The organism is Streptomyces sp. NBC_01116 (assembly GCF_041435495.1).
In the GTDB taxonomy this organism is placed as follows: Bacteria; Actinomycetota; Actinomycetes; order Streptomycetales; family Streptomycetaceae; genus Streptomyces.
In genome coordinates, this window is the sequence record NZ_CP108644.1 from 2,442,518 (window position 1) to 2,465,723 (window position 23,206).

The following is a 23,206-nucleotide window of genomic DNA, read 5'->3' on the forward strand; positions in this document are numbered from 1 at the left end:
TTCTTGGAGAGAGCGCTCCAACTCCCCCGATGGGCGAGCTTTTTGCATGTTGGCAACGCAAAAATAATTTGTCAAGGTCGTGTCAAAATTGCGCTTGGATGCCCCGTGCAGCGATACGGCGGGCGGAACGGTCGGCCCGGAACCGACCTGGGGTGACGCTGCCCTCATCGGTATCCGGGTCCGGGCGAGGTCCGCCCGGAAGCCCTAGGCTTCCCGGCGTGACCCTCCTTCTTCCCGCGCTCCAGTCCCCCACCGGCCCGGCAGCCTCCCGGGAGGCCGTCCGCTTCGGTGACCTGTCCCTGACCTACGGCCGGCTCGCCGAAGCCGCCGACGCGCTCGCCGCCCGCATCGCGGACGCGGGCCGGGTCGCCGTCTGGGCCACCCCGACGCCGGAGACGGTGATCGCGGTGGTGGCGGCACTGCGGGCCGGCGTCCCGGCCGTACCGCTCAACCCCCGCACCGGAGAACGCGAGTTGGCGCACATCCTGGCCGACAGCGAGCCCACGGCCGTGCTCGCGGGGCCGGACGACGCGCTGCCGCCCGCGCTGGAGAAGCCGCGCCGCGTGACCGTGGACGCGCGGCGGGCGGCAGGCACGCTCGCGGAGGACTCGGCGGGCCGGGCCCTGCCGGCCGAGGAGGACCCCGAGTCCCCCGCCCTCATCGTCTACACCTCCGGCACCACCGGCCCGCCCAAGGGCGCCGTCCTGCCCCGGCGGGCGGTCGCCGCGTCCCTGGACGCGCTGGAGGACGCCTGGGGGTGGAGCGGCGACGACGTCCTGGTCCACGCGCTGCCGCTGTTCCATGTGCACGGGCTGATCCTGGGCGTCCTCGGCCCGTTGCGGCGCGGCGGCTCCGTCCGCCACCTGGGGAGGTTCTCGCCCGAGGGCGTGGCCCGTGAGCTGGCCTCCGGCGGCACCATGCTGTTCGGGGTGCCGACGATGTACCACCGGCTCGCGGAGGTGCTGGACGGCCCGGCGGGCGGGAGCGGGCACGGCTCCCCGGCGGACGGACACGGCTCCCCGGAGGGCGGCGAACGGGACGCTCTGGCCGGGGCGCTGGCCGGGGCCCGGCTGCTGGTCTCCGGATCGGCGGCGCTCCCCGTGCACGACCACGAACGCATCGCGGCGGCGACCGGGCGGCGGGTGATCGAGCGGTACGGGATGACGGAGACCCTGATGAACACGGGCATCCGGGCGGACGGCGCCCCGCGCCCCGGCACGGTGGGCCCGCCGCTCGCCGGGGTGGAGCTGCGCCTGGCGGAGGAGGACGGCACGGTGCTCGGCGAGCCCGGGGCGATCGGTGAGATCCAGGTCCGGGGTCCGAACCTCTTCACCGGCTACCTCAACCGGCCCGACGCGACCGCCGCCGCGCACACGGCGGACGGCTGGTTCCGTACGGGGGACGTCGGCACGGTCGACGAGGACGGATACGTCACGATCGTCGGGCGCAAGGCCACCGACCTCATCAAGAGCGGCGGCTACAAGATCGGCGCGGGCGAGATCGAGAACGTGCTGCTCGCCCACCCCGGGGTCCGGGAAGCGGCCGTGACCGGCGAGGAGGATCCGGACCTGGGCGAGCGGGTCGTGGCCTGGGTGGTCGCGGCCGATCCGGGCTCCCCGCCGACCGCCGAGGAGCTGGCGGACCATGTCGCGGCCCAGCTGGCCCCGCACAAGCGCCCGCGCACCGTGCACTACCTGGACGCCCTGCCCCGCAACGACCTGGGCAAGATCATGAAGAGGTCGCTCCGTGCCGGCTGACTCCCCCGCCCGGGCGACGGCCCGGGAGACGATCGCGCTGCTCACCGGCGCGGCGGGCTTCACCGAGCACCGGCCGCCGTCGCGCCCCCTGCCGCCGGACGGTCCGCTCGGCTGGGCGGGGTACGACGCGGCGCGGGAGCGGGCCCGGAGACGGACCGGCGAGGAGGAGTCCGTCGTCTACGGCACCGGGGTCGTCGGCGACCGCCCGTGCGTGCTGCTCGCCTTCGAATTCGGTTTCCTGGGCGGCTCGTTGGGCCGGTCGACGGGTGACCGGCTGGCCGCCGCCTACGAGCTGGCGCTGACCCGGCGGCTGCCCCTGCTCGCGCTCGTCGCCACGGGCGGCAGCCGGATGCAGGAGGGCATGGTCGCGCTGACCCAGCTCCAGCGGGTGGCCGCCGCCTCCACCCGGCTGCGCGCGGCCGGGCTCCCGCAGATCGCGGTGGTCCGCGACCCGACGACCGGCGGCGGCTGGGCCACGGTGGGGGCGGGCGCCGATGTGGTGCTGGCGCTGCCGGGCGCGCAGGTCGGCTTCGCCGGGTCCCGGGTGCGGCCGGTCGACGCGGATCCTCACGCCTACGGCGCCGAGGGGCAGTTCGCGGCGGGCCAGGTGGACGCGGTCGTCCCGCCCGGCGAGCTGGCCGGGGCGCTGACCCACTGGCTGCGCGCGCTCGGCCCGCACGGCGGGCTCCCCGCCGCCCCCGTGCCCCGCGCGCTGTCGGCGGCCCGGCTGCCGGAGACCGGGCGGGAGGCGGTGGCGGCGGCCCGCGACCCCCGGCGGCCCCGCGCGCAGGCGTATCTCGACGACTACTTCGGCACCCGGCTCCCCCTGCACGGGGACCGGTGCGGCGGTACGGACCCGGGGCTGCTGTGCGGCTTCGGGCTGCGCGCGGACGGGCTGCCCGTCGCGTACGTCGCCCAGTGCGGGACGCCGACCCGCCCGGCCGGCTACCGCGCGGCGGCCCGGACCATCCGGCTGGCGGACCGGCTCGGCGTCCCCGTCCTCACCCTCGTCGACACCCCGGGCGCGGCCAACGACGCCGAGGCGGAACGGACGGGCGCGGGCGCGGCCATCGCGGACGCCTTCGCGGCGGTCGCCGCGGCCCGGGTGCCGGTGACGACGCTGGTGATCGGCGAGGGCGGCTCGGGCGGGGCGCTGGCCCTCGCGGCGCCGGACAACACCCATGTCACGGCGGACAGCTACTTCTCCGTCATCGCCCCGGAACTGGCCGCCGCGATCCTCAAGCGGCCGCCGTCGGAGACCGGCGCCACCGCCGACCAGCTGCGGCTGCGCCCGCAGGACCTCCTGGAGCTCGGGTTCGCCCGCTCGATCGTGAGCTGAGCGGGCGGCACCGCCCGGACGTCCGGCCGGGGCCGGGGCCGGGGCGCTGGAGCCGCGGGCCGGGGCTACGGCTGCGGGTCGTGGGCGTCGTAGCGGGCGAAGGCGCGCCATTTCAGCGCGAGGAGGGCCACGCCGGTCACGCAGAGGACGCCGCCGCCGGTGATGGCGACGGCGGGGGTGGCGAGGTCGGCGACCGAGCCCGCCAGGAAGTCACCGAGGCGGGGGCCGCCCGCCACGACGACGATGAAGACGCCCTGGAGCCGGCCGCGCATCTCGTCGGGCACGGCCGCCTGGAGCATCGTGTTGCGGAAGACCATGGAGATGGTGTCCGCGCATCCGGCGAGCGCCAGGAACAGCAGCCCGAGCCAGAGGTTGCGGGTGAGCCCGAAGACGGCGATGGCCACGCCCCACGAGCCGACGGCCAGCAGGACGGCGAGTCCGTGCCGCCGGATCCGGCCGAGCCAGCCGGAGAACACGCCGCCGAGCAGCGCGCCGAGGGCCGGTGCGGCGACGAGCATGCCGGTGGTCCGCGCGTCACCCCCGTACCAGAGGACGGCGATGGCCGGGAAGAGGGCGCGGGGATGGGCGAGGACCATGGCGCACAGGTCGGTGAAGAAGGTCATCCGCAGGTTCGGCCGGGTCCCGAGGAAACGCAGCCCGTCCAGGACGGAGGCCCGCTTGCCCGTGCCGCCGTCCTGCCGCTCGGGCAGCATCGAGGGCAGCCGCCACATCGCGTACAGGGAGGCGGTGAAGCAGACGGCGTCCACGGTGTACGCCGAGCGGTAGCCCCACCAGCCGACGATCAGGCCGCCCAGCATCGGGCCGACGAGCATGCCCGTGGTGCTGGTGATGGAGTTCAGCGCGTTGGCGGCGGGCAGCTGCTCGGCCGGCAGCAGCCGGGCCATCATCGAGGCGCGGGCCGGTGCGTTGAGGGCGAAGCAGACGGCCTGGAGGGCGACGACCGCGTACAGCAGCCCGACCCGTTCGACGCCCGCGACCGTCGCCGCCACCAGGACGAGGGAGAGGAGAAACGATCCGGTCGCGCTGAACAGGCCGAGCTTGCGCCGGTCGACGGTGTCCGCGACGGCCCCGCCGTAGAGCCCGAAGACGACCAGTGGCACGAGCGAGCAGAATCCGATGAGCCCCACGGAGAACGCGGACCCGGTGATGTCGTAGACCTGGAGCGAGACCGCCAGCGACGTCATGCCCTGGCCGATCCAGGAGACGGTGTTGCCGAACCAGAGCCGCCGGTAGTCGGGGGAGAGCCGCAGCGGGGTGAGGTCGGCGAATATGGGGCTGCGGCGCCCGGGCTGCTCGGTCGCTTCGGTCGTTTCGGTCACAGGGGATGGTAGCCGCGCCCGCTCCGGAACCGCCCGCCCTCGCCTCGCGGTACGCCCGGAATCCACGGGTCGAGCGCCGCGCCGCCGGTACCGCACCGCCCGGTACACCGGATTCGGCCGCTCCTTGACGGGTCCTTCCTCTTGATCAAGGCTGGTCGGCACGGAGGCCGAGGGAGCACACACACGTACAGGAGAGAGGAGAGCTGTGATCGCCGACCGACTGGAGCTGCCCACGCCCTGGGCCGCCCGTCCGCTCAGCGGCACCACCGAGGAGGGCCGCCTGCTGTCCCGCTGGATGGGCCAGGAGTACCTGGTGGAGACCTGGCACCAGGAATGGCCCCCGGAGCGCTGGAGTGACGAGCTGCGCCGGCTGCACGGGAGCGAGACGGGCGGGCCGTTCCTGATCACGTACGAGGGCAGGCAGTTCGCCTACATCGAGGTCTACCGTCCGCTGCACTCCAATATCGCCTCCTTCCAGTCCTGGAGCCGGCACGACCTCGGCTTCCACCTGGCGATCGTCGACCGGGCACTGACCGGGCGCGGCCTGGGCACGGTGTTCGTGTCGGACCTGGTGCGGACGCTGTTCCGCTGCTTCCCCGAGGCGGAACGCGTCGCCGCCGAGCCCGACGTACGCAACCTGGCCTGCCGCAGGGTGATGGAGCGGGCCGGGATGGCCTTGGTGAGAACGGTGCAACTGCCGCACAAGGAGGCGGCCCTCCACGTGTGTCCCCGGGCCGGGGTCCTGCCCGGGCCGGAGCCGGACGGCGTCGCGACGCCTCACGGCGACCGGCCGGAGGCCCGGCACCCGGCCTGAGGTCCCTCGTACCGCCCCGCGGGGCCTGCCGGGTCGCACCGGCGGGCCCCGCAGGGCGCGCAGTACGCTGACCGATCGCTTGATCCCGGGAGATCCAGGGGCTTCGCCCGCCGTGCCCGCCGCACCCGCCGTACCCCTCCGATTCCGCCGAGGTCGTCCGCCTGCGCCTGCGCCTCTGCCTCTGCCTCTGCCTCTGCCTCTGCCTCTGCCTCGAAAGGCTTCTCCCGTTGTCTGCCCCCGCGTCTCTTCCGCGTCACCGGTTCATCGGCGCGGCCGCGTCCCTGTCGGCCGCCGTCGCTCTCGCCGCCACCCTGTCGGGATGCTCCGGCGACGAACCGCCCGAGAAGGCGTACACCGTGCCCGCATCCCTGTGCGGGATCACGGTGGACCCCGCACTGGTGAAGGCCGTACTGCCCGGCGGGGACTCCCTCACCACGGCCGTCCAGAAGCCGAACGGCGGAACGATCCGCTGCAACCTGTCCGTGGACGGCAAACTGGTCCTCAGCCTCGCGCAGGCCTGGTGGAGTGAGCGGCAGACCACGGCGGCGGTCGCGCAGGCGTACCCCGGCACGGGCGACGGGACGATGTCGGAAGACGGACGCTTCGTCCACACCGGGAAAGCCGGCGTGGGCAAGACCGTGCCCTCCTGCCAGGCTTCGGAGCACCCGGAGCAGGACCTCTACATCACGGTCGAGACCCGCGACTCCGGCATCGACGACCCGGCCGCCATCGAGGAACTGCTCGTCGCCTACACCGGGGCGGTCGAGGGGACAGCCGCCTGCGGGTGACCCCGCCCGGCGTACAGGGGGCGTCCGGCCGACGATGCGGCCGCGCGCCCCTCAGCGCTGTCCGGCCGGCTGCCGCACCAGGGAGTCCCACAGGGCCACGGCGTGGTCCACGGTGGAGCGGAGCCGTTCCAGGGGCACGCCGTCCCGGGCCTCGATCGACAGCCCGTGCAGAATGGTCGCGTAGAAGGCGGCGATCGCGCGGACGTCCGTCCCCGGCGCCAACTCCCCCTCCTCCACGGCCCGCTCCAGCCGCTTCTCCAGCCCCGCCACCGAGGTCCGCCGCCACTGGGCCAGATGCTCGGCGACCTGCCTGTTCTGGTACGAGCAGTTCGTGGCCGACAGCACGATCATGCAGCCGCTGGGCGTCTCCGGGTCGGTGAAGGTGTCGATGTTGCCGCGCAGCATGGCCTCCACCGCCGCCCGCGCCGTCGGCGCCTCGCGCAGCGCCCGGTTGGTCGCCGAGCCCGCCGTGCGGTCGTAGAGCGAGACGGCCTCGCGGAACAACTGCTCTTTCGAGCCAAAGGTGTTGTACAGGCTGGCGGAGTTGATGCCCATGGCGGCGGTCAGGTCCGTGAGCTTCGTGCCCTCGTACCCGAAATCCCAGAACGTCTCCATCGCGCGCCGCAGCGCTGAGGCGCGGTCGAACGCGCGCGGTCGGCCTCTTTCGGCCATGTCTGCCTCCTCGGAGCTGGGTTGACCCCCGGTCATCATGCCTGTTTAGTATTTCTGGATCGTCCGACCTAGATATCAACCCTAGCGTGATGGGAGCGAGATGCCTCAGCTTGCGGGCAAGGTGGCACTGGTGACCGGAGGAAGCCGCGGTATCGGTGCCGCGACCGCCCTCCGACTGGCGGAGGAGGGCGCGGACGTCGCCCTGACGTATGTGAGCGCGGCCGACAGGGCCCAGGAGGTCGTCAAGGCGATCGAGGCCCTCGGACGCAGGGGCCTGGCCATCCGGGCCGACAGCGGGGACCCGGCGGCCGTCGTCCGGTCCGTCGAGCGGACCGCGGCGGAGCTCGGCCGGCTCGACATCCTGGTGAACAACGCCGGAGTCTTCCCCTACGGCCCGATCGAGGGCGTGACGCTGGAGGAGATCGACCGCACGCTGGCCGTCCACGTGCGCGCCGTCTTCCTGGCCACCCAGGCGGCCATCCCCCACCTGGGACACGGCGGCCGCATCATCAGCATCGGCAGCTGCTGGGCCACCCGCGTGCCGGTGCCGGACGTGACGCTGTACGCCATGAGCAAGTCGGCGCTGATCGGCTTCACCAAGGGCCTGGCCCACGACGTGGCTCCCAGGGGCATCACCGCGAACATCGTGGATCCCGGGCCCACCGTCACCGACATGAACCCGGACGGCACGGACGAGGCCGAGGAGGAGCGTCTGAGGACCGCGGCGAAGGTGCTGGGCGCGGGGGCCGACACCGCGAAGGCCGTGGCCTTCCTCGCCGGTCCGGACGCCCAGTGGATCACCGGCACCTCCCTGGCGGTCGACGGTGGCTACACCGCCTGACCTCGACGGGTCCGCCGGACGGCGGCGTGGAGGAGCAGGAGGGGAGCGACGGCGCGTCGCCGTGGCCACCGCCAGAACAGTGACACCGATGGGAGGAGGAGCGATGGCCTGGGTGATCCTGACGGCGGCCGGTCTCCTGGAGATCGTCTGGGCCCTGGCCCTGAAGGAATCGAACGGCTTCACCAGGCTCTGGCCCAGCGTCATCGGCGTCTCCTTCGCCCTGCTGAGCTTCGTACTGCTGACCTTCGCCCTGCGGGAGGTGCCGGTCGGCACGGGTTACGCGGTCTGGGTCGGCATCGGTGCGGCGGGGGTCGTCACCGCCGGCGTCGTCCAGGGCGAAGCCGCGTCCGCGGCCCGGCTGGCCTGTGTCGTGGCGATCATCGCCGGGGTGGTGGGGCTGAGGCTTCTGGAGGCTTGAGCCGGTGGCGGTGTCCGGTGGGCGAAGATGGGGTGCCCCGTCCTCAGCCCGCAAGGAGTGCCCGTCGATGCCCACCTCCGGTCCCGGTTCGCGGCCACCGACGATCGCCGATGTCGCGCGGCTCGCCGAGGTGTCGCGTACGACGGTCTCCCACGCCCTCAACGGGATCGGCAAGGTCGATCCGCGGACCAGGGAACGCATCAAGCGGGTCGCCGCCGAGCTGGGCTACCGGCCCAACCTCCGGGCCCAGCGGCTGCGCCGGGGGGAGGCGAAGGCGATCGCGCTGGCCTCCTCGATGCCGTTCGCGGTGGCCGGTGGGCCGTCGCGGCTCGGGTTCTACATGGAGATCGCCGCCGCCGCCGCGGAGAGCGCGCTGCTGCACGGCTACGCGCTGGTGCTCGTACCGCCCGTGCAGTCGGGGTCCGCCCTCTACTCCGTCGACATCGACGGCGCCATCGTCGTCGAGCCGGACGTGGACGACGCCGCCGCGGCGCAGTTGACGGAGCGGGGCCTGCCCTATGTGTCGCTCGGCCGGCCGGTGTCGCCGGACGACACGTCGCCGTACGTCGATCTGCGCGGCGGGCCGGTCGCCGAGCTGCTGTTCGCACACCTGCGGGAGCAGGGCGCCCGGCGGCCCGCGCTGATCGTCGGCTCCGGATCACGCCACTCGTCGGTCGACGCGCGCGCCGCGTACGAGCGGGTCGCCGAGCGGTACGGCTGGGAGCCCGTCGTGGCGAGCGCCCCGGAGGCGGGCGGCGAGCAGGCCGGGTACGAGAGCTGTGCCGCCCTGCTGGCCGCGCACCCCGGGACCGACGCGGTCTGCGCGCTGGTGGACGCGTTCGCGGTGGGCGCGGTGCGGGCGATCCGGGACAGCGGGCGGTCCGTACCGGGCGACGTCATGGTCGTCACCCGCTACGACGGGCTGCGTGCGCGCACCTGCGAGCCGCCGCTGACCGCCGTGGACCTTCATCTGGACCGTGCGGCGGCCGCCGCGGTGGAGCTGCTGCTCGGCCGGCTGCGCGGCGAGGGCGCCGCCGCCGCGATGGCGACGGCGCCCGAGCCGCGGGTCGTTCCGCGTGCCTCGTCGCTCCGGGTCACAGCCCCAGCATGAGCACCAGACCGGAGACCAGGGCGAAGACGAGGACGCACAGCCGCATGCGGCGCGCGTCCAGCCGGTGGTGCACCAGCCGGCTCAGCCACGCGCCCACGGCGATCACCGGCAGCAGCGCCGCCGCGAGACCCAGGTGTCCGGGCTCGCCCTCCCCCGTCGCGAACAGCAGGCCCAGCGAGGCCACTTCCCCGACGAGGAAGCAGGCCGCGACGGTCGAGCGCAGTTCCGCGGGCGGCCGGTGCTGGTAGACGAGCGCGAGCGGGGGGCCGCCGACGCCGGTCGCGGTCTCCGTGAGTCCGGTGACCACGCCCGCCCCGAGGTAGGCCGCCCGGCCGGGGGTGAAGGCGGGGGCGGCCAGGCTCACCACCGCGGCCAGCACGGTGGCGATGCCGACGAACAGGCCGATGCTGCGGTCCGGGATCAGCCAGAGCAGCGCGAGCCCGGCGGGCGTGGCGGCCAGCCGGGCCCCGGTGATCCAGCCCGCGCCGCGCAGGTCGATCGAGGCGCGTTCGCGCCAGGCGACGTACAGGTTGAGCGGGATCATGGCCGCCAGGACGAACACCGGGAGCAGAGCGGGGTCGAGCATCCCGGCGACGGGCGCGACGATCAGGGCGAAGCCCAGCCCGCTGCTGCCCTGGACGAACGCGGCGACGGCCACCGTGACGGCGAGGACCGCGAGTGCTTCCGTACTCACCGTGCGGTGCTCCCCTGCCGTGCGGCCGTGGACGTGGGGTGAACCCGCGTGATGGGCGCCTTCTCGACGGCTGTACGGGCCAGTTCGGCCGCGTGCCGCACGAAGGCGGGTCCGTCCCAGCCGGTGGGCAGGCCGCGCCACAGCCGTAGCTCCCCGGCGACGAACACGGCGGTGATCTGGTCGCGGTTGCCCCGGCGCACCAGCTCCCACGGCACGTCCCGGGAGAGCGCCAGCTCGGGGGTGGTGAGGTCGACGAGGAGGAAGTCGGCGGCCAGCCCCTCGGCGACCGTGCCGGTGCGGGCGCCGAGACCGACCGCGTCGGCGCCGCCCGCCGTGGCGTGTTCGAGCCAGGTCCAGCCGGCGCCGCACGACGAGTCCCCGGTGGCCAGCCCGTAGGCGATCCGCTGGGCGAACTCGGCCGCTTCCGCGAGCCGGAACCCGTCGCCGCGGGTGCCGTCCGTGCCGAGCCCGAAGCGGATGCCGCGTTCGGACATGGCGGTGGCCGGGGCGACCGCGTTGCCCTTCCAGGCGCTGGCCACCGGGTTGTAGCTGACGGCGGTCCCGGTGTCGGCGAGCAGGGACAGCTCTCGGGGGGTGAGCAGGGTGGCGTGGGCGGCGAGCAGTTGAGGGCCGAGCGCGCCGATGCTGTGCAGGTGTTCGAGCGGGCGCAGTCCGTGCCGTACGAGGGAGCGTTCGACACCGGCCAGGTGCTCGTTGACGTGGATCTGCACGATCGCGCCGGCTTCCGCGGCGAGACGTGCGGTGCGGTGAAGGGTCGCCGAGGTGGCCGCTTCGGGGATCGAGACGGCGAGGGAGGCGTGGATCAGCGGATCGCCGTCGTACCGGGCGAGGTGCTTCTCGGCGCCTTCGAGGACGGCGGTGGTGCTCGCGGAGTCCTCGTCGGCGGTCGCGGCGTCACCGGCGACGTCGTTGCACACGAGGCCGAGCACGCAGCGGACTCCGGCGTCACGGGCGGCCGACGCGACGACGTCGACGTCCACGTCGGCACGCGTACCGGCGTCGGTGACGGTGGTGAAGCCGCCGCGCAGGGCCTCCAACGCCGCCAGTTTGGCGGCGGCGTAGGCCGATTCCTCGTCCAGCGCCCCTTCCAGCGGAACCCAGACCCTGCGGAAGATCTCCGAGGGCTCACCGAAGGCGAGCGCGGAGCCGAAGCTCTGGGTCAGATGGTGGTGGGCGTCGACGAAGCCGGGCATCAGGAGATGGCCGGGCAGCGTGACGGCGTCGAGGTGCGGGTGCGTACGCGCCAGTTCCCCGGCGGGTCCGACGGCGCGGAAGGAGCCGTCGGCGACGACGACCGCGTGGCCGTGGGCGGGCCCTTCCGGCAGCAGCACGGCATCGGGTACGAGGAGGAGCGGGCCGGAGGAGTCGAGGAGGTCGCGGGTGAGCTGGGTCATCGGTCGCTTTCCGTGCGGGAGGTGGTGGTCAGCCGGGCGGCGACGCGCGGCCTGACGTGGTGGAACAGGATGTTGAGTACGGCGGCGACGAACGCGCCGACGGCGACGCCGCTTTCGAGGAGGATGCGGACGTTCGGCGGGAAGCCCGCGTACACGCCCGGGATGAGGATCGGCAGCAGGCCCAGCGCCAGGGCGACGGCGCAGATGAACGTGGACGTGTGCCGGTCGAGGTCGGAACGGCCGAGCATCTGCACACCGAGCACGGTGATCACCGCGAAGACCACCATCGCCGTGCCGCCGACCACGGCGGACGGAACGACACTGATCGCGCGGGTCACCGGCGCGAGGAACCCGATGACGATGAGGACCACACCGGCGGCGGCGGTCACGTAGCGGCTGCGGACGCCGGTGACCCGGACGATCCCGATGTTCTCGCCGCTGGTCACCATCAGCGGCAGCCCGAAGAACCCGCCGAAGAGGGAGGTCAGCGCGTCACCGCGGACGGTCTTGGGGACGTCGGTGCGGGTGTCGATCTCCTTGCCGACGGCCTCGGCGTTGATGACGGTCTGGCCGGTGGCCTCCGCCATGGAGGCGAGGCTGTAGAGCATCAGCGGCAGCGCGGCGATCAGGCTGAACTGGGGCGACCCGAACGGCATCAGTTCCGGCACGCTGACCAGACCGCCGTCGGCGGCGCGACCGAGGTCGATGCTGCCGAGGAGCCCGGCCAGCACGGTGCCGGCGACCAGGCCGAGCATGACGGCGAGTTGCCGCAGGATGCCGGTGAACAGCAGGTAGAAGACGACGGTGAAGCCGATCGTCGCCATGCCGAGCCCGAGGTTCGTCGGGTCGGCGAACCCCGGCTCGCCGGGCCGGCCCGTGACGAGGACCGCGCCGACCTTCACCAGGTTGACCCCGACGATGACGATCATGGTGCCGATGACCAGGGCCGGGAAGAACCTGAGCAGCCGCGAGAAGACCGGCAGGACGACGAAGTAGAAGGCCGCGGTGAGAATGACCGCGCCGGTGGCGGTGCGCAGACCGTGCTGCTCGGCGATGGCGATGAACAGGATGAGCGGCGCACCGCCGGGCAGCATCACGAACGGCAGCCGGGGGCCGAACTTCCAGGGCCCCAGCGACTGGATCAGCGACCCGACGCCGGAGAGCACGAACGCCGCGGAGAGCAGGTTGATGGTCAGGCCGGCGTCGAGCCGGAGGGTGGCGCTCATCAGGAAGATCGCCGAGATGGGGGTGGCGGCCATGACGAGGACGTGCTGAATCCCGAAGAGGACGATCCGCCCCAGGGGGCGCGACTCGTCGACGGGGTGCACGGGTGGGTGCGGGGTGTCGTGCGCGGCGTCGGGCACGGGTGGATACGTCGCTCCGGGCGTGACCGGCTCCGGCGTCGGTGGTTGTTCAGCTCCGGGTGCGGGCTGGCGATGACTGGACACGTCGGTGCTCCCATTCGGGCGTGAGGAACGCTCGGACATCAGCCGCGATCCGGCCCCGAACGGAGGGCCAAATCGATTTGGCCAAATCGATTTGGGCGTCAGTATGGGGAGGCCCCGCAACCGTCGTCAAGAGCCGTGACCCCGGGATTCGGCCGCTGGGACACGACGTCCGGGGCGCGGGACGCTCGCAGGCCGGAAGGCAGGCGGCGGGCGGGGGCAGGGCCTGCGACGGGCGTGCGTACGGAGGGCGGCGGGCCGTAGGCGGCAGGCGGCGCAAGACGGGCGGCCTAAGACGGGCGGCGTAAGGCGGGCCGGACACCTCGGACGGGATCCCGTCCGCCGCAGGCGACGGAGCCGCGGCGGTCATGGAAGCCGTTCGTGCGGGCCACGGCGCCGGACGGCCTCTTGACCTCCATGACGGCAGCAACTACTTTGCCGTGAACGCCGACCCGCGGCCTCGAAAGGAGGCGACCAGCTGATGTTCACCTACTCCGACCTCGGTCGCCTCGCCGAGTGCACCGCCTGGGTTCCGGGGCGTATCGCGCACGGCTGCTGAACGCGCCCCCTTCTGCGGTGCCCTTCCGTGGCGCCTTTCGGCGGTCCCGCCGCGCCGCTTTCCCTCGCCTTTCCCTCCCCTCCCCTCCCCTCCTTCTTCCGCCACTTCTTTCGCGGCGCATCGCTGTCGTGCGCCGTCTCGCGCCCGCTCCTCTCCCGTGGCGCGTCCGAATCAAGAGAGCTGTCCGACCTTGACGAAGATGATGAACCGACCCACCGCGCAACGGAACGAAGGCCAGTCGTGACAACGCCACGCATCACGGTCAACGGGACCGAAGCACCGATCTCACCGGCCGCGCCCCACACCACGGTGCTGGACTTCCTGCGCGAGCGTGGTCTCACCGGCACCAAGGAGGGCTGCGCCGAGGGTGAGTGCGGCGCCTGCGCAGTCCTGGTCGCCCGTCCCGGGACCGGCGAGCCCACCGACTGGGTGGCGGTCAACGCCTGCCTGCTCCCGGCCGCGGCGCTCGACGGGCAGGAGGTGGTCACCTCCGAGGGGCTCGCCACCGCCGGCGCGGCCGGCCCGCCGGGCACGCTGCACCCGGTGCAGGAGGAGATGGCGGTCCGCGGCGGCTCCCAATGCGGTTACTGCACACCGGGGTTCGTCTGCAGCATGGCCGCCGAGTACTACCGGCCCGACCGCTGCGCCCACGCGGAGCCGGCCGGGAACACCGACCCCGAGCACGGGCCGAACGGCTTCGATCTGCACGCGCTGAGCGGAAACCTGTGCCGCTGCACCGGATACCGTCCGATCCGCGATGCCGCGTTCGCCGTCGGTGCGCCCGCCGACGAGGACCCGCTCGCCCGGCGTCGGGCGCAGTCCCCGCCCGCGCCGGTCGCCACCGAGTACGTCCGGGACGGCAGCGCGTTCCTGCGGAGGAACACCCTGGGCGAGACCCTGCGGCTGCTGCGCGAGCGGCCCGACGCGGTGGTGGTCGCGGGCTCCACCGACTGGGGCGTGGAGGTGAACATCCGCGCCCGCCGGGCGGATTGCGTGATCGCCGTCGACCGGCTGCCCGAACTGCGGGAGCTGCGCGTCGGATCCGACGCCGTGGAGATCGGGGCGGCGCTGACGCTCACCGAGATCGAACGCCGCCTCGACGGCCGGGTGCCGCTGCTCGCGGAGCTGTTCCCGCAGTTCGCGTCGCGGCTCATCCGCAACGGCGCGACGCTGGGCGGCAATCTGGGGACCGGCTCCCCCATCGGAGACAGTCCGCCGGTGCTGCTCGCGCTGGAGGCGTCGGTGGTGCTCGCCGACGCCGACGGAGAACGACAGGTTCCCCTCGCGGAGTACTTCACCGGCTACCGGCAGAGCGTGCGCCGTCCCGGCGAGCTGATCCGCGCGGTGCGCGTCCCGCTGCCGCTGTCGCCGGTCGTGGCCTTCCACAAGATCGCCAAGCGGCGCTTCGACGACATCTCCAGCGTGGCGGTCGCCTTCGCGCTCGACGTCGAGGACGGGATCGTCCGGAAGGCCCGCATCGGTCTGGGCGGAGTCGCCGCCACCCCGATCCGGGCCCTGACCACCGAAGAGGCGCTGGAGGGCAGTCCGTGGACGGCGGAGACCGTCGAGGCCGCGGCGCGGGTGCTGCGGGCGGAGGGCACGCCGATGAACGACCAGCGTGCCAGCTCCGCCTACCGCTCCGCGATGCTGGGCCAGAGCCTGCTGAAGCTGTACGCGCAGACCACCGAGGCGGTTTCCTCATGAGCCAGTTGTCCCAGCGTCCCGAGAAGCCGGTCGTCGGCGTGTCGATGCCGCACGAGAGTGCCGTCCAGCACGTCACCGGCACCGCGCTCTACACCGACGACCTCGTCCATCGCACGAAGGACGTGCTGCACGCCTACCCGGTCCAGGTCATGAAGGCCCACGGCCGGATCAGCCGGCTGGACACCGGGCCCGCGCTCGCCGTGCCCGGTGTGGTCCGCGTCCTGACCGGCGCCGACGTGCCCGGTGTCAACGACGCCGGCATGAAGCACGACGAACCGCTCTTCCCCGACACGGTGATGTTCCACGGTCACGCGGTCGCCTGGGTGCTCGGCGAGACGCTGGAGGCGGCCCGGCTCGGCGCGGCGGCCGTCGAGGTCGACCTCGACGAACAGCCCTCCCTGATCGCGCTGGGGGACGCGATCGCGGCCGGCAGCTTCCACGGCGCCCGGCCCATGATGCTCACCGGCGACGTCGACGCCGGCTTCGCCGACTCCGCGCACGTGTTCTCGGGCGAGTTCCAGTTCTCCGACCAGGAGCACTTCTATCTGGAGACGCACGCGGCGCTGGCCCTGGTCGACGAGAGCGGGCAGCTGTTCGTCCAGAGCAGCACCCAACACCCCTCCGAGACACAGGAGATCGTCGCGCACGTGCTCGGCCTGCACAGTCACGAGGTGACCGTGCAGTGCCTGCGGATGGGCGGCGGCTTCGGCGGCAAGGAGATGCAGCCGCACGGCTTCGCGGCCGTCGCCGCGCTCGGCGCCCGGCTGACCGGCCGGCCGGTCCGGGTCCGGCTCAACCGCACCCAGGACCTGACCATGTCCGGAAAGCGCCACGGGTTCCACGCCCAGTGGCGCATCGGCTTCGACGCCGAAGGCCGTATCCAGGCCCTGGACGCCACCCTGACCGCGGACGGCGGCTGGAGCCTGGACCTGTCCGAGCCGGTGGTCGCCCGCGCGCTGTGCCACATCGACAACACCTACTGGATCCCCAACGCACGGGTCGCGGGCCGTATCGCCAAGACCAACAAGGTCTCCAACACCGCCTTCCGCGGCTTCGGCGGACCGCAGGGCATGCTGGTGATCGAGGACATCATGGGCAGGTGCGCACCGCTGCTCGGCCTCGACCCGATGGAGCTGCGGGAGCGCAACTTCTACCGGCCGGGACAGGGCCTGACGACGCCGTACGGGCAGGTGGTCACGCACCCCGAACGGATCTCCACCGTCTGGCAGCAGGTGTGCGTCGACGGCCGCGTCGCCGACCGGCGGCGGGAGATCGCGGCGTTCAACGCCACCCACCCGAACACCAAGCGGGGGCTCGCGGTCACCGGCATCAAGTTCGGCATCTCCTTCAACCTCACCGCCTTCAACCAGGGCGGCGCGCTGGTCCTGGTCTACAAGGACGGCTCGGTCCTGATCAACCACGGTGGCACCGAGATGGGCCAGGGCCTGCACACCAAGATGCTCCAGGTCGCGGCGACGACACTGGGCATCCCGCTGCACAAGGTGCGCCTCGCCCCGACGCGGACCGACAAGGTCCCCAACACCTCCGCCACCGCGGCCAGCGCTGGGGCCGACCTCAACGGCGCGGCGGTGAAGAACGCCTGCGAGCAGATCCGCGAGCGGCTGCTCCGGGTGGCCGGCGGCCGGCTGGGGACGAACGCCTCGGACGTACGCATCGTCGAAGGCGTCGCGCGTGCCCTCGGCAGCGACGAGGAACTGGCCTGGGACGACCTGGTGCGCACCGCGTACCTCCAGCGCGTGCAGCTGTCGGCGTCGGGCTTCTACCGGACCGAGGGGCTGCACTGGGACGCGAAGGCGTTCCAGGGCTCACCGTTCAAGTACTTCTCCTACGGTGCCGCCGCGGCCGAGGTGGAGGTGGACGGCTTCACCGGCGCGTACCGCGTCCGGCGGGTGGACATCGTGCACGACGTCGGCGACAGCCTCTCCCCGATGATCGACATCGGCCAGGTCGAGGGCGGTTTCGTGCAGGGCGCGGGCTGGCTGACGCTGGAGGACATGCGCTGGGACACCGGTGACGGGCCGGGCCGCGGCCGGCTGCTGACCCAGGCGGCGAGTACGTACAAGCTGCCCAGCTTCTCCGAGATGCCGCAGGAGTTCCACGTCCGGCTGCTGGAGAACGCCACCGAGGAGGGCGCGGTCTACGGCTCCAAGGCCGTGGGCGAGCCTCCGCTGATGCTGGCGTTCTCGGTACGGGAGGCGCTGCGGCAGGCCGCCGCGGCGTTCGGGCCCGCCGGGGTGAGCGTGGAACTCGCCTCGCCCGCCACACCGGAGGCGGTGTACTGGGCGGTCGAGGCGGCTCGTCGGGCCGTACCCTCCACGGACGGTCGCACCGATGACGGGTCTGCCACCGAGGCCGGGGCTCCGGCCGGGACAGTGGCGTTGAGCGGTGCCTGACATGACCTGGTTCGGCGCGGTCGCGCGGCTGCGAGCACGCCGGGAGGCCGGCGTGCTCGTGACCGTCGCGACCGTGCGCGGCCACGCCCCACGGAACGCCGGCGCGAAACTCGTCGTGGGGCAGGGCGAGACCTGGGGCTCGATCGGTGGCGGCAACGTCGAGGCGGTCACGATCGACCGGGCCCGGGAGATGATCGCCGCGTCCGCGGCCGAACCGGAGTTGCTGGATTTCGCGCTCAACGACAAGGTGACCAACCGGCACGGCGTGCAGTGCTGCGGCGGAACGGTCTCGGTGCTGCTCGAACCGCTCCCGGTGGTACGGGCGGTGGCGATCTTCGGCGTCGGGCACGTCGGGATGGAGCTGGCGCGCGTCCTCGCACGGCAGGACCTCGACCTCCATCTGGTCGACAGCCGCTCGGACATCCTCGCCGAGGAGCGGCTCGCCGTCCTCGCGGACGCGGTGGCGGGGGTGCGGGTGCACCACACTCCGCTGCTGCCCGAGGAGGTCCTGGAGACGTTGCCGCAGGGCACCCACGTCCTGATCATGACCCATGACCACGCCGAGGACGCCGCCCTGTGCGACGCCGCCCTGCGGACACCCCACCTCGGCTCCATCGGGCTGATCGGGTCGGCGGCCAAGTGGGGGCGGTTCCGCAAGCGCCTGCTCACGGAGGGGGGCCACGACGAGGCGGCCATCGACCGGATCAAGACCCCGATCGGGCTGGCCGACATCACCGGCAAGGACCCCGCGACCATCGCCGTGAGCGTCGCGGCCGATCTGCTGCGCACCTTCGAGGCCGAGGAGTACGAGGCGGAGGAGCACCACCGTGACGAGACGGTGGACGCCGGCACCGACGAGGACGCACCCGCGGCCGCCCGGAGCGGGTTCCGGGCCGCAGGCGCGAACATCGCGCACGCGTCCCCCCACTTGAAGACGGTCGTCTGAAGACGGTCGTCCGAAGGCGGGTGTCCGAAGGCGGGTGTCCGATCGGAGTGCGGACGGGGACGGGGCCCTCGGCACCGTCCATCGGCGATGTCGCCCCCGGACGCACGGCGGGCCGACGCCGTCGAGCGGATGACCACCGCCCGGGCCCTGACCCGCGGCGCCCGGCGGGGCGCGCCGGCCTCACGGCCGAGCGTGCCTAACGTACGGGGCAGCGCACTGTCTGCCCGGGAGGTTCCGTGCCCCGTCACCACCTGAAGAAGCTCGCCCGTCCCGGTGAGGCCATCGAACCGCCGCGCGATACCGAAGTAGTGGTCGCCGTGGCAGTGGTGACCGTCCTGGTGCTGGCCCTCGGCGCTCTGTCGGCGTCCCTGGTGTGGCTTCTCGGGCTCCTCATCTTCCTGCCGGGAGCGGCGTCGGCCCTGTGCACCATGCGCCAGACGACGTTCGTGTCCGCCTGGACCGTGGCCGTGGTCATCGTCGCCGTGCTGGTCCGCGACGGTGACGGACGGCCGTGGCTCGACAGGATTCTCATGGTACTGCGCCCTACATCATTTACACATCCATGCCCGCCCCGTGACCTACGGAAGCCGAATGAACCCGATCGACAACACCGTCTGGGACGCCGCTCTGGAGCGGCTTCTGGACGACGTGTACGCCTTCGCGAGGACTGGGCCCCGACGGCACGACGACTGGGGAGGAGATGTCCTGGATGTCATGGACCGCTCGGTCACCGACCCCCGGGGCCTGCAGACACTGGAGTGGCAGATCGACAAGAAGGGACGGGAGAACATCCGTCCTTCCTATCCGTTCCTGCCGCTCACGGCTGAGCAGGTGCACGCGTGGACGTATCCTGTCACGGCCTCTGCCGCCGCCGCGCTACTCGCCTCTCTGACCCAGGAGTGGTTCTTCGAAGCGCGCCCCGTGCGGACTCGTGCCGACCGGGACGATGTAATGGCCGACGCCTGCTCGGTACTCAGCCGTTTTGGTGCCGACGCCGACTTTCGTACGTCGTCCGACCTGGCCCGGACCTCCACATCGCCGGACTTCCTCGCCGGAGAACTTGCCGGCGGCCGCGCCTTCACCGACCACGTCATGGATCTCGGACTGATCGCCGTGAGCACGGACGAGGTCGGGGTCTTCTGGTCTTTCAACGCAAACTGAGAACACGCTCAGGTACCAGGAACAACCGTTCCCGGCGCCTTGGAGGAACGTGAGCATTGCTGACGAGATCCGCGACGTACCCCGACCGGGAGACCGCCCAGTGGGCCACCCAGCAGGTGGTGACCGCCAACGAGCAGGCCATTCACCGCTGGCTCGCCCGGAACACCCGGTCCTGCCTCACCATCGAGGCCGCCTGGCCCTCCCGAGAGGAACCCGTGGGACGGGTCCAGCTGGAGGCCGAGCTGCTGGCCGGGCGCGGGCCCATCGATGTCCGCGCGGCACGCGTGGTGCTGCGCCGTGAGCCGTCGAAACCGCACGGCTTCGTCGTCCACACGACCATCCCGTTCTACCTCTAGGGATCGCAGGCACATGCCCATGAAGCCCCTCGAACACGACCGCCGCTACGGCGAGCTGGACCAGGTCATGCGCGCATACCTGGGGCAGCCCGCCGACGACACACCGGAGCGGCGCAGCCGTGCCCTGGACGCGTACCTCCGCCACACCTGGCACACCCGTCCCTCGGCCATCGCGGAAGCGGAGCGCCAGCTGCGCGAGTACAGCCGCACCCCCCCGGGCCGCGTCCGGCTCGGCCTGGGCGAGTTCTACGCGATCCCGGACACCGGCATGCCCGAATCGAAGATCGGTGACTGGCTGACGGTGCTGGCCGACCACCTGAAGCAGAGCATCGAAGAAGGCGACGTCCCCAAACCGTCCTCCCCTCAGACCCACTGGGAATGGCACATGCGGTTCCCCGAGACCGCGCAACTGCTCGGCGGCTGGTTCTCGCAGGACATCGTCGACGAGTTCCCCGACCACGACGCCGCCGTCACCGACTACACCGCCACCACCGACCCCCAACTGGTCGCGCGCCTCGTGGGCGAACTCCACGAGCTACTCGCCCTCCCTCTGGACGAGGGTGACTACGCCCTGGCCGCCGCCGAACTCGGCATGGAGGTGGGCCCGCCCGAACCGTTCTCCCACGGAGCCTGGTTCCAGTCGCTGGCGACGACGCTGTCCAGCGTCTGATCAGACCTAGACTTCGCCACCCACTCGCGCACGAAGGCATGGGCAGCCCACGACAGGGCGGGTGGGATCACTCCACGACGCTCCCACGAAGGAGTCGCTGCAACCCCCCAGGTCAAAGCCATTTAAAGGTCGATCTCGATGCGCGAGAATCCGCGTTCGCCACACCGCCATGAGGCGACCGCCACACGCGAAAACGCCCCCGAAAAACGCGTTTCCCCAGGCCAGAACGATTCTGCCTGGGGACGCTCGGTGGGGCGGGTGGGACTCGAACCCACGGCCGACGGATTATGAGTCCGCTGCTCTAACCGGCTGAGCTACCGCCCCGTTTCGGCGTGGCGCGTACAAGTGTGCGCACCGTCTGCCGCAGCATAGCCGGTCATACGATCTCCCGCTTCGGATGGCCGACTTCACCTGATCTTGAGGACGGCGCTGCGTGCTGCCCGGTTGCAGGCGAGATCAAGGAGACCCGAAAGAGTCACTCCGGTGCCCTCCAGGGCCCCGGGAAGGCATCGGCCGGGCACGCGAAAGAGGACCCCGAAGGGCCCTCTTCCGTTCCGCTCCCCCGACTGGACTCGAACCAGTAACCCTCCGGTTAACAGCCGAATGCTCTGCCAATTGAGCTACAGGGGATCGCGCTCCCCCGACTGGACTCGAACCAGTAACCTGCCGGTTAACAGCCGGCTGCTCTGCCAATTGAGCTACAGGGGATTGCTGCGTCGCTGCGAAATCTTACCTGCCTGGCGGCTGCCGGGCGGCGCGCGTTCGCTGCGACACATACATTAGCGCAAGCAGGGGGGTGCTCCGCCAATCGGTATCGTCCGGGGTGATCTCGGGTGCTCGCGGGTAGGCGGGCTGCACACGTCGCACGAAGCGTAGGAAGGGTGGCAGCCATGCGGTACCGGCTCACGTTCATCGCCGGAGTGGCCCTCGGTTACGTGCTCGGCACGCGAGCCGGGCGCGAGCGTTACGAGCAGTTGAAGAAGTCGGCCCGGCAGTTCACGGAGAACCCCGCCGTGCGGAACGCCGCCGAGAGTGCCGCGCACAGCGGGCGGGACTTCGCGGGCAAGGCGTACCACTCGGTCAGCGAGAAGGTCGGGGACAAGGTGCCCGCCTCCGTCGCCGAGCGGGTCCGGTCGCTGCGGGAGCGCAGCGGCCAGAACGGCTTCGAGGACGACTGGGGGACCACCAACACCTAGGGGCCGGGGTCCCGTCGCGTACGGCGGCGGTTACCGGTAAGTCGCGAGGTGCGGCAGAATCTCCCCATGGGCATAGTCGCGGGGTTGGACAGTTCTTCCGCCTTCACTCACATCGTCGTCTGTGACACGGACTCGGGCGCCGTACTCCGGGAGGGGTACGCCGCCCATCCGGTCGAGGCCAAGGCCACCGAGGTCGATCCGCAGGCCTGGCTGCTCTCGCTCGGCGAGGCGGCCTCCGGCGGGCTGCTCGAAGGCGTGCAGGCCATCGGGGTCTCCGCGCAGCAGCACGGGCTCGTCCCGCTGGACCAGCAGGGCAATCTCGTGCGCCCGGCCCTGCTCGGCAACGACCGGCGGGCGCAGGTCGCCGCGGCCGATCTCGTCGACGCGCTGGGCGGGCGGGAGGCCTGGGCGCAAGCCGTCGGGGCCGTGCCGAGGGCCGCGCAGTCGGTGGCGAAGCTGCGCTGGCTGGCGCGGACCGAGCCGGAGAACGCCCAGCGGGTGGCCGCCGTGCTCCAGCCGCACGACTGGCTCGTGTGGCAGCTGCTGGGCCGGCCCGCCCGGCGGACCACGGACCGGGGCGCGGCCTCGGGTACCGGCTACTGGTCGGCCGGGTCCGCCTCCTACCGGCCCGATCTGGTGGAGCTGGCCCTCGGCCACTCGGCCGGGCTGCCCGAGGTGCTCGGCCCCGCCGACTCCGCCGGGATGACGCCGGAAGGGCTGCTGATCTCCGCGGGCACCGGCGAGACGATGGCCGCGGCCTTCGGGCTCGGGGTCGCGGTGGGCGACGCGGTGGTGTCGCTGGGGGCCTCCGGGTCCGTGATGGCGGTGCACCACGAGGCGCTCGCCGACCCCAGCGGGATGATCACCTCGTTCGCCGACGCCACCGGGATGCACCTGCCGGTGGTGCACCTCTCCAATGCCGTGCGCGCGCTGCGCGGGACCGCCGAGATGCTGGACGTGGAGGGGCTGGAGGAGCTGTCCGCGTTGGCGCTGAAGTCGACGCCGGGCGCCTCCGGGCTGGTGCTGCTGCCGTATCTGGAGGGCGAGCGCACCCCGCAGCTCCCGCACACCGCGGGCACGCTGAGCGGGCTGCGGCGCGAGTCGATGAAGCCGGAGCATCTGGCGCGGGCCGCGTTCGAGGGGATGCTGTGCTCGCTGGCCGACGCCCTCGACGTACTGCGGGGGCGGGGGGTGGAGGTGCGGCGCGTCTTCCTGCTCGGCGCCGCCGCCGAACTGCCCGCCGTGCAGGCCATCGCTCCAGCGGTGTTCGGCACCCAGGTCGTGGTGCCGCAGCCCGCCCAGTACGCGGCGATCGGCGCGGCCCGGCAGGCGGCGTGGGCGCTCGGGGTCTCCCAGGGCTCCCTCGACCCACGCACTCCCCCGGCCTGGCAGGGCGCGGCGGCCCAGGTGCTGGAGCCCGGCGACGATCTGGCGGTCGGCGGCGCGGTGCGTCAGCAGTACGCGGCGACCCGGGACCAGATCCACCCCGGAGCCTTCGGCGGCGCACACCCGGAGTAGGCCCGAACCCGGACCCGTGCGCATCGCACACGCGCACACCCGGAGTAG

Annotated in this window: 19 protein-coding genes, 3 tRNA genes and 1 pseudogene; 15 read left to right on the forward strand and 8 right to left on the reverse strand. The window is 72.6% G+C overall.

Annotation, left to right across the window (positions count from 1 at the left end; genetic code table 11):
• Positions 1-218: 218 nt before the first annotated feature.
• A complete protein-coding gene (locus OG245_RS10615) occupies positions 219-1,757 on the forward strand; it encodes an acyl-CoA synthetase (protein WP_371623279.1) in 1,539 nt (512 codons plus the stop codon).
• Positions 1,747-3,096, forward strand: coding sequence for a carboxyl transferase domain-containing protein (locus tag OG245_RS10620; protein ID WP_371623280.1), 1,350 nt, complete (start codon positions 1,747-1,749; stop codon positions 3,094-3,096). The genes OG245_RS10615 and OG245_RS10620 overlap by 11 nt, the downstream gene beginning before the upstream one ends.
• A gap of 65 nt (positions 3,097-3,161) precedes the next feature.
• Here the strand turns inward: OG245_RS10620 and OG245_RS10625 are convergent, their stop codons facing one another.
• Positions 3,162-4,436, reverse strand: coding sequence for an MFS transporter (locus tag OG245_RS10625; protein WP_371623281.1), 1,275 nt, complete (start codon positions 4,434-4,436; stop codon positions 3,162-3,164).
• Between the two features lie 205 nt (positions 4,437-4,641).
• Between OG245_RS10625 and OG245_RS10630 the strand changes: the two genes are divergently transcribed.
• Together OG245_RS10630 and OG245_RS10635 are read left to right on the forward strand one after the other, a co-directional pair.
• Entirely contained in the window at positions 4,642-5,250 is a 609-nt protein-coding gene (locus OG245_RS10630) for a GNAT family N-acetyltransferase (RefSeq protein WP_371623282.1), read from the forward strand.
• A 227-nt stretch (positions 5,251-5,477) separates the two neighbouring features.
• Entirely contained in the window at positions 5,478-6,038 is a 561-nt protein-coding gene (locus tag OG245_RS10635; protein ID WP_371623283.1) for a hypothetical protein, read from the forward strand.
• Positions 6,039-6,089: 51 nt separating this feature from the next.
• On the opposite strand, the gene OG245_RS10640 is transcribed toward OG245_RS10635, so the two are convergent.
• A complete protein-coding gene (locus tag OG245_RS10640) occupies positions 6,090-6,710 on the reverse strand; it encodes a TetR/AcrR family transcriptional regulator (protein ID WP_371623284.1) in 621 nt (206 codons plus the stop codon).
• A 100-nt stretch (positions 6,711-6,810) separates the two neighbouring features.
• Here OG245_RS10640 and OG245_RS10645 point away from each other — a divergent pair, with 100 nt between their 5' ends.
• The 3 genes from OG245_RS10645 to OG245_RS10655 all read left to right on the forward strand — a co-directional run bounded on the left by OG245_RS10645 (position 6,811) and on the right by OG245_RS10655 (position 9,080).
• Positions 6,811-7,551 (forward strand): SDR family NAD(P)-dependent oxidoreductase, encoded by a 741-nt coding sequence (locus tag OG245_RS10645; protein ID WP_371623285.1) that lies wholly within the window; start codon positions 6,811-6,813, stop codon positions 7,549-7,551.
• A 103-nt stretch (positions 7,552-7,654) separates the two neighbouring features.
• On the forward strand, positions 7,655-7,969 hold the full coding sequence (locus OG245_RS10650; protein ID WP_371623286.1) for a multidrug efflux SMR transporter: 315 nt from the start codon (positions 7,655-7,657) through the stop codon (positions 7,967-7,969).
• Positions 7,970-8,036: 67 nt separating this feature from the next.
• Positions 8,037-9,080: a substrate-binding domain-containing protein gene (locus tag OG245_RS10655; protein WP_371623287.1), complete on the forward strand. Its 1,044-nt coding sequence runs from the start codon at positions 8,037-8,039 to the stop codon at positions 9,078-9,080.
• Here OG245_RS10655 and OG245_RS10660 read toward each other — a convergent pair.
• The 3 genes from OG245_RS10660 to OG245_RS10670 are packed head-to-tail and all read right to left on the reverse strand — an operon-like array spanning position 9,064 to position 12,553.
• A complete protein-coding gene (locus OG245_RS10660) occupies positions 9,064-9,774 on the reverse strand; it encodes a TSUP family transporter (protein ID WP_371623288.1) in 711 nt (236 codons plus the stop codon). The two genes, OG245_RS10655 and OG245_RS10660, sit on opposite strands and share 17 nt — an antisense overlap.
• Positions 9,771-11,189, reverse strand: a complete 1,419-nt coding sequence (locus OG245_RS10665; RefSeq protein WP_371623289.1) for an amidohydrolase family protein — start codon at positions 11,187-11,189, stop codon at positions 9,771-9,773. Before OG245_RS10665 ends, OG245_RS10660 begins: the two co-directional genes overlap by 4 nt.
• Positions 11,186-12,553 carry a uracil-xanthine permease family protein gene (locus OG245_RS10670; protein WP_371623290.1) on the reverse strand — a complete coding sequence of 456 codons (1,368 nt, stop codon included), beginning with the start codon at positions 12,551-12,553 and terminating at the stop codon, positions 11,186-11,188. Before OG245_RS10670 ends, OG245_RS10665 begins: the two co-directional genes overlap by 4 nt.
• Positions 12,554-13,433: 880 nt before the next feature.
• Between OG245_RS10670 and OG245_RS10675 the strand changes: the two genes are divergently transcribed.
• From OG245_RS10675 to OG245_RS10700, 6 genes and pseudogenes are all read left to right on the forward strand, one after another.
• Complete coding sequence (locus OG245_RS10675; RefSeq protein WP_371623291.1) at positions 13,434-14,897, forward strand: xanthine dehydrogenase small subunit; 1,464 nt, start codon at positions 13,434-13,436, stop codon at positions 14,895-14,897.
• Positions 14,894-17,311: a xanthine dehydrogenase molybdopterin binding subunit gene (xdhB, locus tag OG245_RS10680; protein WP_371623292.1), complete on the forward strand. Its 2,418-nt coding sequence runs from the start codon at positions 14,894-14,896 to the stop codon at positions 17,309-17,311. The genes OG245_RS10675 and xdhB overlap by 4 nt, the downstream gene beginning before the upstream one ends.
• Before the next feature lies 1 nt (position 17,312).
• Positions 17,313-18,113 (forward strand): annotated as a pseudogene (gene xdhC / locus OG245_RS10685) (xanthine dehydrogenase accessory protein XdhC); the annotation flags it as partial.
• 735 nt (positions 18,114-18,848) lie between these two features.
• Positions 18,849-19,418 carry a hypothetical protein gene (locus OG245_RS10690; protein WP_371623293.1) on the forward strand — a complete coding sequence of 190 codons (570 nt, stop codon included), beginning with the start codon at positions 18,849-18,851 and terminating at the stop codon, positions 19,416-19,418.
• Between the two features lie 56 nt (positions 19,419-19,474).
• On the forward strand, positions 19,475-19,774 hold the full coding sequence (locus OG245_RS10695) for an RNase A-like domain-containing protein (RefSeq protein WP_371623294.1): 300 nt from the start codon (positions 19,475-19,477) through the stop codon (positions 19,772-19,774).
• A 13-nt stretch (positions 19,775-19,787) separates the two neighbouring features.
• Positions 19,788-20,444 carry a contact-dependent growth inhibition system immunity protein gene (locus tag OG245_RS10700; protein WP_371623295.1) on the forward strand — a complete coding sequence of 219 codons (657 nt, stop codon included), beginning with the start codon at positions 19,788-19,790 and terminating at the stop codon, positions 20,442-20,444.
• Between the two features lie 250 nt (positions 20,445-20,694).
• Here the strand turns inward: OG245_RS10700 and OG245_RS10705 are convergent.
• The 3 genes from OG245_RS10705 to OG245_RS10715 all read right to left on the reverse strand — a co-directional run bounded on the left by OG245_RS10705 (position 20,695) and on the right by OG245_RS10715 (position 21,152).
• Positions 20,695-20,768, reverse strand: a tRNA-Ile gene (locus OG245_RS10705).
• A 233-nt stretch (positions 20,769-21,001) separates the two neighbouring features.
• A tRNA-Asn gene (locus OG245_RS10710) sits at positions 21,002-21,074 on the reverse strand.
• Positions 21,075-21,079: 5 nt separating this feature from the next.
• Positions 21,080-21,152: transfer RNA gene (locus tag OG245_RS10715), tRNA-Asn, on the reverse strand.
• 182 nt (positions 21,153-21,334) lie between these two features.
• Here OG245_RS10715 and OG245_RS10720 point away from each other — a divergent pair.
• Positions 21,335-21,640: a YtxH domain-containing protein gene (locus OG245_RS10720; RefSeq protein ID WP_371623296.1), complete on the forward strand. Its 306-nt coding sequence runs from the start codon at positions 21,335-21,337 to the stop codon at positions 21,638-21,640.
• Between the two features lie 66 nt (positions 21,641-21,706).
• Entirely contained in the window at positions 21,707-23,158 is a 1,452-nt protein-coding gene (locus OG245_RS10725) for an FGGY family carbohydrate kinase (protein WP_371623297.1), read from the forward strand.
• Positions 23,159-23,206: the final 48 nt, after the last annotated feature.

What these genes read in the sequence shown, in the direction of transcription:
- OG245_RS10645 (WP_371623285.1), top strand. Translation starts at nt 6,811, where the DNA reads ATGCCTCAGCTTGCGGGCAAGGTGGCACTGGTGACCGGAGGAAGCCGC.
- OG245_RS10655 (WP_371623287.1), top strand. Translation starts at nt 8,037, where the DNA reads ATGCCCACCTCCGGTCCCGGTTCGCGGCCACCGACGATCGCCGATGTC.
- OG245_RS10650 (WP_371623286.1), top strand. Translation starts at nt 7,655, where the DNA reads ATGGCCTGGGTGATCCTGACGGCGGCCGGTCTCCTGGAGATCGTCTGG.
- xdhB (WP_371623292.1), top strand. Translation starts at nt 14,894, where the DNA reads ATGAGCCAGTTGTCCCAGCGTCCCGAGAAGCCGGTCGTCGGCGTGTCG.
- OG245_RS10725 (WP_371623297.1), top strand. Translation starts at nt 21,707, where the DNA reads ATGGGCATAGTCGCGGGGTTGGACAGTTCTTCCGCCTTCACTCACATC.
- OG245_RS10700 (WP_371623295.1), top strand. Translation starts at nt 19,788, where the DNA reads ATGCCCATGAAGCCCCTCGAACACGACCGCCGCTACGGCGAGCTGGAC.
- OG245_RS10640 (WP_371623284.1), bottom strand. Translation starts at nt 6,710, where the DNA reads ATGGCCGAAAGAGGCCGACCGCGCGCGTTCGACCGCGCCTCAGCGCTG.
- OG245_RS10720 (WP_371623296.1), top strand. Translation starts at nt 21,335, where the DNA reads ATGCGGTACCGGCTCACGTTCATCGCCGGAGTGGCCCTCGGTTACGTG.
- OG245_RS10665 (WP_371623289.1), bottom strand. Translation starts at nt 11,189, where the DNA reads ATGACCCAGCTCACCCGCGACCTCCTCGACTCCTCCGGCCCGCTCCTC.
- OG245_RS10690 (WP_371623293.1), top strand. Translation starts at nt 18,849, where the DNA reads ATGAACCCGATCGACAACACCGTCTGGGACGCCGCTCTGGAGCGGCTT.